Raw genomic sequence first — 630 nt, 5'->3', positions numbered from 1 at the left:
AAAAAGTTGGGCAGAAGACTTTTATCGCCTCATTCTTACGCAAATTAATGAAGAACGTTTTTCAGTTTTATATAGCGATAAGGCAAGTCGTCCGAATAAGCCAGTCAATGTACTGGTTAGTTTGTTGGTTCTCAAACAACAGAATTTACTCTCAGATGAAGAGTTAATTGGATCCCTTTACTTTGATTACCGGTTCCAGTATGCCCTGGGTCTTGAATCGGATGTTGACAGGGAACGCCTCTGTGTTAACACGTTATCCAATTTTAGATGTCGCCTGGTTGAACACGAAACACAAACGGGAGAATCCCTTCTCCAACAAGAAATGGAATCGCTCGCTGAAAAAATGGCAGAATTTCTTTCCATTAATAAATCAATGGCTCGCATGGACTCCACTATGCTTGACAGTTCCTGTAAGAAAATGACACGAATTGAATTATTTTATACTGTGATTCGGAATATGGTAAGAGAACTGAGCAAGATTCCCGGAATAGAGATCCCAGAATCTTTTTCGGCATATCTTGAAAAAGGACATAAAAATAAAATCATATACAAAACCAAATCCAATGAAGAAGAATCGAAACTGGAATCTCTCATTCAACAAGCCTATGACTTGCATCAATGGGTGCAAGC

General features: G+C 38.7%; 1 protein-coding gene. It reads left to right on the top strand.

Annotation, left to right across the window (positions count from 1 at the left end):
- On the top strand, positions 1-630 hold a 630-nt coding region (locus ACDX78_RS23235; protein ID WP_486031221.1), incomplete at both ends, for a transposase.

Source organism: Virgibacillus oceani (genome assembly GCF_041521345.1).
In the GTDB taxonomy this organism is placed as follows: Bacteria; Bacillota; Bacilli; order Bacillales; family Amphibacillaceae; genus Virgibacillus_N; species Virgibacillus_N oceani_A.
The sequence above is the reverse complement of the archived record's forward strand: the minus strand, read 5'-3'. Positions and strand labels throughout refer to the sequence as shown.